This window comes from Dactylosporangium sp. NPDC049140 (assembly GCF_040648435.1).
In genome coordinates, this window is sequence record NZ_JBEZDS010000014.1 from 144,221 (window position 1) to 151,051 (window position 6,831).

Consider the following 6,831-nt stretch of genomic DNA (forward strand, 5'->3'; position numbering starts at 1 on the left):
TCCACCAGACACTGACGATTCGTGCGGCGGCATAGTCTGGGGACGTGCTCCAAGCTGCCGAATCAGGTCCTCCGACCGCCGCGACGATCCTCGGGTCGTTCCACGTCTCGTGGCTGACGCTGGCGCTGCTCGTCGCCGCCGGGCTGTATCTGGCGGGAGTCGTGAAGCTGCACCGCCGCGGCGACCGCTGGCCGCTCGCGCGGACCGTGTTGTTCCTGTTCCCGGGACTGGGCGCCATCGCGTCTGTCACGATGACCGGAGTCGAGGAGTACGACACGACGCTGCTGAGCGTCCACATGGTGCAGCACATGGTGCTTTCCATGATCGCGCCGATCTTCCTGGCGCTCGGTGCTCCGGTGACGCTCGCGCTGCGCACGCTGCCCAATGGCGGGCGCCGGGTGCTGGTCGCGGTCGTGCACTCGCGACCGGCGCGCATCCTGGCCTTTCCGTTGGTGGCGTTCGGCTTCTTCGTCGTGACGCCGTTCGTGCTCTATTTCACGAATCTGTACGAGCTCACGATGCGCCACGAGTGGTTCCACGAGCTCACTCACGCGCATTTCATCGCGGTGGGCTGCCTGTTCTTCTGGCCGCTGGTCGGGCTCGACCCGCTGCCGGGGCGGTGGCCGTACCCGGCCCGGGCGCTGCTGATGTTCCTGTCCACGCCGTTCCACACGGTCCTCGGCCTCACGATCATGCAGAGCCGGACGCTGCTGGGCGGGGACTGGTACCCGTCCCTGCACCTGAGCTGGGTCGACCCCGTCGCCGACCAGGTCACGGCGGGCGGGATCCTGTGGGCGGGCGGCGAGTTCGTCTCGGTGACGATGCTCGCGGTACTTGTCGTGCAGTGGATGCGCCAGTCGGACCGGGAGGCCCGGCGCACCGACCGCCGGCTCGACCGCGAGGAGCGGCTCGCGCAGGAAGAGGCGGAGTGGTCCGCCCGCACGGGGATCGCGATTACCCCGGACGGTACGATCCCCGAGGCAGACGCCACACGAGGAGCAGCGCGCACATGAGCGAGCACATTGTCCTGCTGTACAGCGACGACGCCGACGTCCGCGACCGCATGCGGCTGGCCATCGGCACCCGCCCCGCGACCGACCTGACGGTCCGGTTCGTCGACGCGTCGACGTACGCGGAGGTCGTCAAGCTCGTCGACGACACCGACATCGACCTGCTGGTCCTCGATGGCGAGGCCTCCCCCGGCGGCGGGCTGGGCATCGCCCGGCAGCTCAAGGACGAGATCACCGACGCGCCCCCGGTCGTGCTGGCCATCGCCCGCGCCGCGGACCGGTGGCTCGCCTCCTACGCGAAGGTCGAGGGCACGGTCATGTACCCGCTCGACCCCGTCACCACCGGTGAGACCGTCTCCGCCCTGCTCCGCGCATACCCCGCCATCCGCCGGTAGGCCCCGCGGCACCGGCAGGGCCGCCGGTGGCGCTCGCGGGCACCTAGGACACCCCCTCTGGAGGCCGCCATGGGCGACCGCACCTGGCCGACGCTGCTCACCGCCCTGCTCCGCGGGGAGGACCTGTCCACCGAGGACACCCGGTGGGCGATGGGCGAGATCTTCTCCGGCTCCGCGACGCAAGTGCAGACCGCGGCCTTCGTGATCGCGCTGCGGGCCAAGGGCGAGACCCCGGCCGAGGTGGCGGGGTGCGCCGAGATGATGCTGGAGTACGGCGCGAAGGTGCCGGTCTCCGACGAGCTGCGCAACGCGGCCGTGGACATCGTCGGCACGGGCGGCGACCGGGCCAACACCGTGAACATCTCGACGATGGCCGCGGTCGTGACCGCCGCCGCCGGGGTGCCCGTGGTCAAGCACGGCAACCGGGCCGCGTCGTCGTCCACCGGCGCCGCCGACCTGCTCGAGCGGCTCGGCGTCACCATCGACATGGGCCCCGAGGACGTCGCCCGCTGCGTCGACGAGATCGGCATCGGGTTCTGCTTCGCCGCCCGGTTCCACCCGGCGATGCGCCACGCCGGCGTGCCGCGCCGCGAGATGGGCGTGCCGACGGTCTTCAACTTCCTGGGCCCGCTGACGAACCCGGCCCAGCCGACCGCGGCCACCATCGGCTGCTTCGACCTGCGCATGGCCCCGGTGATGGCGGACGTGCTGGCCCGGCGCGGGTTCTCGGTGCTGCTGGTGCGCGGCGAGGACGGCCTCGACGAGTTCACCACGGCGGCCCCGACCCGGGTCTGGGTCGTCAGTGGCGGCACGGTCACCGAGACCCTGTTCGACGCCACGGACCTCGGCCTGACCCGCTCCGCCCCCGGCGACCTGCGCGGCGGCGACTCGGCCCACAACGCCGACGTCGCGCTGCGGATGTTCGCCGGCGAGCCCGGCCCGGTGCGCGACGCGGTGCTGCTCAACGCGGCCGCGGCGATCGCGGCGCGGGCCGGCGGCCTGCGTGTGCCGGACCTGGGCGCGCAGCTCGAGGCGGGCCTGGGGCGGGCGGCGGCGGCCGTGGACTCCGGCGCGGCGACGGCTCTGATCGAGCGCTGGACCACCTTCAAACCGAGCCCGTCCGAGGGCTGAGGCCGAACTGCCGCGCAACAACCCCAAGAAGGCGGTGCTCTCCGCGGTCGTGGCGGGCGCGCTGACGATCGGCTTCGCCGGCATGATGGCGAAGTCGTGCGCCGCGCCGGTCAAACAGCAGGCGGAGCCGGCCAACCAGGCCCTGGAGATGGTCGACTCGCTCGCCGCGCGGCTGGTCCTCGGGCTCGACACGGACGCGACGCTGCAGTTCGCGACCCCCTCCGGCGCCATCGTGACGGTCTCGCAGTCGTCCCCCGGCGGGCGTACCGCAGCGGCGGCGTGACGTACATCTCGAGCCCTGACGGCACGTACCTGTGCACCACCGGGGCGGCGCCGTCGCCGGCCAAGGGCCGCAAGCCCGTCACGCCGTCCGTGACGTGCCGGGAGGGGCCCGGGGCGGGCACGAATGTCCCCCACCGAGGCCAAGGCGATCAGCGCGGCGTTCGGGGGCGAGTTCCTGGCCCCCGTGGCGGCCCTGGGGCGGCTGGCGACCATCGCCCGGGGCCAGGGCGTGCGCGCCGGGGCCTCCAAGCGTGGCGACGCGCAGTGCGTGTCGGTCACCGCGACGGGGATCCGCACCGAGACGGCCTGCGTGAGCCCGGTCCGACGCCGGGAAGACCACCGAGCTCGTCCTGCAGTACACGACCCCGACCGTGAGCGAAGAGGCCTTCCTCCCCCCGCGGACGCCCGCGGCGGCGTCGGCTGCGGCCAAAAAGTGACCTGACACGCGGGGGCGGGTCCACGACGGGAGGCGGCGGCGGTGGGACGGTGGCGGCATGGAGCTGCACTGCGACACCTGCGGCCAGGTGCGGATCTTCGAGAAGCCGGCGTGCGCCGACCATCCTCGCTCGTCCTGCCCGGACCGGGCCTGCTCGACCTGCGGCGCGGCGATCGTGGTGGCCCCGGTGATCCTGCTGATGGACCGCCGGGCCCGGGTGACCCTGCGACGCGCCGCCTGAACCTCCGTTCAGCTACTGGCAAGTACCGCTTGGCGCAGGAACCCGCCGCGCGTCACATCGACGCGGAACAATCCCGGCCATGAAGCTCCGCCGCCTCGCCATCCCCATCGCCGCGTTGCTCCTCGCGGTGGGCGTCGCCACCGACGCCCACGCCGCCGTGCCGGCCGACAAGCCGGCCGTCATGACCTCCTGGTCCCAGCCGACCTCCGCCAGCTACAACGCCTGGAACTCAGCCCGCCAGCACCAGTCCGACTGGGCCGCCTACGGCTTCGACTGGACCACCGACTACTGCTCGTCCAGCCCCGACCAGCCGCTCGGCTTCGACTTCCGACTGCCGTGCGAGCGCCACGACTTCGGGTACCGCAACTTCAAGTCGATCGGGGCGTTCCCGGCGAACAAGAGCCGGATCGACGACTCGTTCTACTTCGACCTCAAGGCCAAGTGCGCCACGTACAACGTGTTCGTGCGCCCGGCCTGCACCAGCCTCGCGTGGACGTACTACCAGGCCGTCTCGGTCTTCGGCAGCGTGCAGCTGTCCGACGCGGCCCTGGACAAGGCCGCGGACCTGCTGGCCAAGGGGCAGCGCGCCCAGGCCCGGGCCGAGGCCGGGGCCACCGCCTAGAGACGCGAAAAGGGGCCCCCGGGCAGGGGGCCCCTTGTTCGTACGTCGCTCAGTGCTCGGCGCCGCGGCGCGTGCCGGTGTAGTACTCGAACATCAGCCCGCAGGTGCCGACCAGCACCGCGATGAGCCCGACGGCCACGAGCCACCACTGGTCGAACGCCAGGCCGATGCACGCGATTGCCGCCGACAGGGCCAGGCCGACCGGCCAGTAGCTGCCCGGGCTGAAGAAGCCCAGGTCACCGGCGCCGTCGGCGATCTCCGCGTCGGCACGGTCCTCCGGGCGCGGGGCGATGCGCTGGGAGATCATCCACAGCGCGCCGCCGATCATGGTCAGCAGCAGGCCGGACAGGATCAGCGCGACGACGCCGATCCACTCGGTGCCGTGGTGGCCGTTCTGCTCGAGCGGGGCCGCGGTGGTCCACCAGCCGTACAGGCCCGCCATCGCGAACATGAACAGGGCCAGCACGAAGAAGAGACGATTCTCAGACTTCATCGCCGTTCGCCTCTCAGCTCGAGGACCGCTTGGTGCGGTCGGTGTCGAACGGGTGGGTCTTCGTCGCGTAACCGTGGTTCGGGAAGCCCAGCGAGTCCAGCGCCTCGGGGGTGCTCTTGCCCGCGGTGCGCAGCTGCACGTACTGCGAGTACTGCTCCGGGCTCACCACCCGCAGCTCGAAGTTCATCATCGAGTGGTAGGTGCCGCACAGCTCCGCGCAGCGGCCCACGTAGGCGCCCTGGGCGTTGTCCTTGAGCCGGATCTCGAAGCGGTTCTCCACGCCCGGGATGACGTCGCGCTTGAACAGCACGTCGGGCACCCAGAACGAGTGGATGACGTCCTTCGACGTCTCCTTGAACTGCACGCTCTTGCCCGCCGGCAGCACCAGGACCGGGATGTAGTCGTCCGAGCCGACCGTCGTGACCGGCTTGCCGTCCGGGCCCTTGGTGTCGGTGTAGACGAACTGCCAGTTCCACTTCGAGGCGATCACCTCGACGTTGACGTCCGGGTTCTTGGAGAGCCGGTCGACGTCGGTCTGGATGACCGCGGTGTAGAAGAACAACACGGCGATGACCACGAAGGGCGCCACCGAGTACAGAATCTCGAACGGCATGTTGTACCGCGTCTGCGGCGGCAGCTCGTCGCCCCGCTTCCGGTAGCGCACCACGCACCAGAAGATCAGGCCCCAGACGAAGACACCGACGGCGAGCGCCGCGACGACCGACCCGATCCACAGGTCGTACATGCGGTCGCTCTGCTCGGTGATGCCCTTCGGCCAGCCGAAGCCGTTGAACGTGTCCCCGACGGAGCAACCGGCGAGCAGGGTCGTCACCCCGACGGCCGAGACGGCGAGCCCGACGGCGCGCGCGGGGCTCAAACCTCTTGAGACCACCTGCTCCTGCCTCCTTAGCAGCGCCGCGAATTGCCTCTTGATTGGCTTCTCACGGCAAGCCTCACCAACGCTGGCGAGCGTACTCGACCATGCGCGGTCCGCCCGGCTTGGGGTGGTCGTGTCCGGGTCGGGATACCGTTGCGCGGGTGGGCGTCTACTTGGACTCGGCCACCGCCGCTCCTCCTCATCCCGTTGCATGGCAAGCCTTTCAGGCCGCGATCGAGGACGGCTGGGCCGATCCCGGCCGGCTGTACACCCCGTCGCGGCGGTCCCGCCGGCTGCTCGACGCCGCCCGGGAGACCGCGGCCGGCGTGCTGGGCGTGCGCCCCGACGAACTGCAGTTCACGGCCGGTGGCACGGACGCCGTCCGGCGCGCGGTGGCGGGCGTGCGCCGCTCCCGGGGCCGGCGCGTGGTGGTGCACAGCGCGGTCGAGCACTCCGCGGTCATCAAGGCGGCCGGCGACGACGCGGTGTCCCTGCCCGTCTCCCGCACCGGCGTGGTCGACCTGGATGCGCTGGAAGCGGCCCTGACCTCGGGCAATTCCGCGGAAGTGGCCCTGGCAGCGGTGCAGAGCGCGAATCATGAGGTGGGAACGGTGCAGCCGGTCGCCGCGGCGGCGCGGCTGTGCGCCGCGGCCGGGGTGCCGCTGCTGGTCGACGCCGCCCAGTCGATCGGCCGGGGGCCGCTGCCCGCCGGCTGGTCGCTGCTCACCGGCAGCGCCCGCAAGTGGGGCGGGCCGGCCGGGGTCGGCCTGCTCGCGGTCCGCAAGGGCACCCGGTGGGAGGCCCCCTGGGACGAGGCGGCGAACGACGTGCCCGCGGTGGTCGCGGCCGCGGCCTCGCTACGGGCCGTCGCCGAGGCGGCGCAGGAGGAGTCGGTACGCCAGCGCGCCCTCGTCGACGAGATCCGCCGCACGGTCGCGGCGAGCGTGCCCGACGTCGAGGTGGTCGGCGAGCCCGACGAGCGGCTGCCACACATCGTCACCTTCTCCTGCCTGTACGTCGACGGCGAGGTGCTGCTGGGCGCCCTGGACCGCGCCGGGTTCGCCGTCTCGTCGGGCTCGGCGTGCACCTCGGACACGCTGCGGCCCTCACACGTGCTGGCCGCGATGGGGGTGCTCACCCACGGCAACGTGCGCGTTTCGCTCCATAGCGGAGTGTCCGCCGAGGATGTGCGGGCGTTCCTGGCGGTCCTGCCCGGGCTGGTCGCCGAGGCGCGGGCGGAGGCCGGACTGTGAGCGGTTCGGAGCGAAGCGGAGAGGCCGCTCACCGGGGACTCAGCCTGGCGCCGCGGCGCCACCGGAGCGAAGCGGAGGTGGCGGCGTGAGC

General features: G+C 72.0%; 9 protein-coding genes. 7 read left to right on the forward strand and 2 right to left on the reverse strand.

Translation table 11 applies throughout. From position 1 onward, the window contains the following. Nucleotides 1-44 precede the first annotated feature (44 nt). From AB0B76_RS23855 to AB0B76_RS23880, 6 genes are all read left to right on the forward strand, one after another. Entirely contained in the window at nt 45-1,013 is a 969-nt protein-coding gene (locus AB0B76_RS23855; RefSeq protein WP_360378913.1) for a cytochrome c oxidase assembly protein, read from the forward strand. Next, entirely contained in the window at nt 1,010-1,405 is a 396-nt protein-coding gene (locus AB0B76_RS23860) for a hypothetical protein (protein ID WP_360378916.1), read from the forward strand. The genes AB0B76_RS23855 and AB0B76_RS23860 overlap by 4 nt, the downstream gene beginning before the upstream one ends. Before the next feature lie 69 nt (nt 1,406-1,474). Then, nucleotides 1,475-2,536, forward strand: coding sequence for an anthranilate phosphoribosyltransferase (trpD, locus tag AB0B76_RS23865; protein WP_360378919.1), 1,062 nt, complete (start codon nt 1,475-1,477; stop codon nt 2,534-2,536). Nucleotides 2,537-2,570: 34 nt separating this feature from the next. Further along, entirely contained in the window at nt 2,571-2,819 is a 249-nt protein-coding gene (locus AB0B76_RS23870; RefSeq protein WP_360378922.1) for a hypothetical protein, read from the forward strand. Nucleotides 2,820-3,312: 493 nt separating this feature from the next. Beyond that, nucleotides 3,313-3,495, forward strand: a complete 183-nt coding sequence (locus AB0B76_RS23875) for a hypothetical protein (RefSeq protein ID WP_360378924.1) — start codon at nt 3,313-3,315, stop codon at nt 3,493-3,495. A gap of 79 nt (nt 3,496-3,574) precedes the next feature. Next, complete coding sequence (locus tag AB0B76_RS23880) at nt 3,575-4,117, forward strand: phospholipase (RefSeq protein ID WP_360378926.1); 543 nt, start codon at nt 3,575-3,577, stop codon at nt 4,115-4,117. 49 nt (nt 4,118-4,166) lie between these two features. On the opposite strand, the gene AB0B76_RS23885 is transcribed toward AB0B76_RS23880, so the two are convergent. Continuing rightward, nucleotides 4,167-4,610, reverse strand: coding sequence for a cytochrome c oxidase subunit 4 (locus tag AB0B76_RS23885; RefSeq protein ID WP_360378928.1), 444 nt, complete (start codon nt 4,608-4,610; stop codon nt 4,167-4,169). Between the two features lie 13 nt (nt 4,611-4,623). After that, nucleotides 4,624-5,487 carry a cytochrome c oxidase subunit II gene (gene coxB, locus AB0B76_RS23890; RefSeq protein ID WP_360378931.1) on the reverse strand — a complete coding sequence of 288 codons (864 nt, stop codon included), beginning with the start codon at nt 5,485-5,487 and terminating at the stop codon, nt 4,624-4,626. 104 nt (nt 5,488-5,591) lie between these two features. Here coxB and AB0B76_RS23895 point away from each other — a divergent pair, with 104 nt between their 5' ends. Continuing rightward, nucleotides 5,592-6,740, forward strand: a complete 1,149-nt coding sequence (locus AB0B76_RS23895) for an aminotransferase class V-fold PLP-dependent enzyme (protein ID WP_360378933.1) — start codon at nt 5,592-5,594, stop codon at nt 6,738-6,740. Nucleotides 6,741-6,831 lie beyond the last annotated feature (91 nt).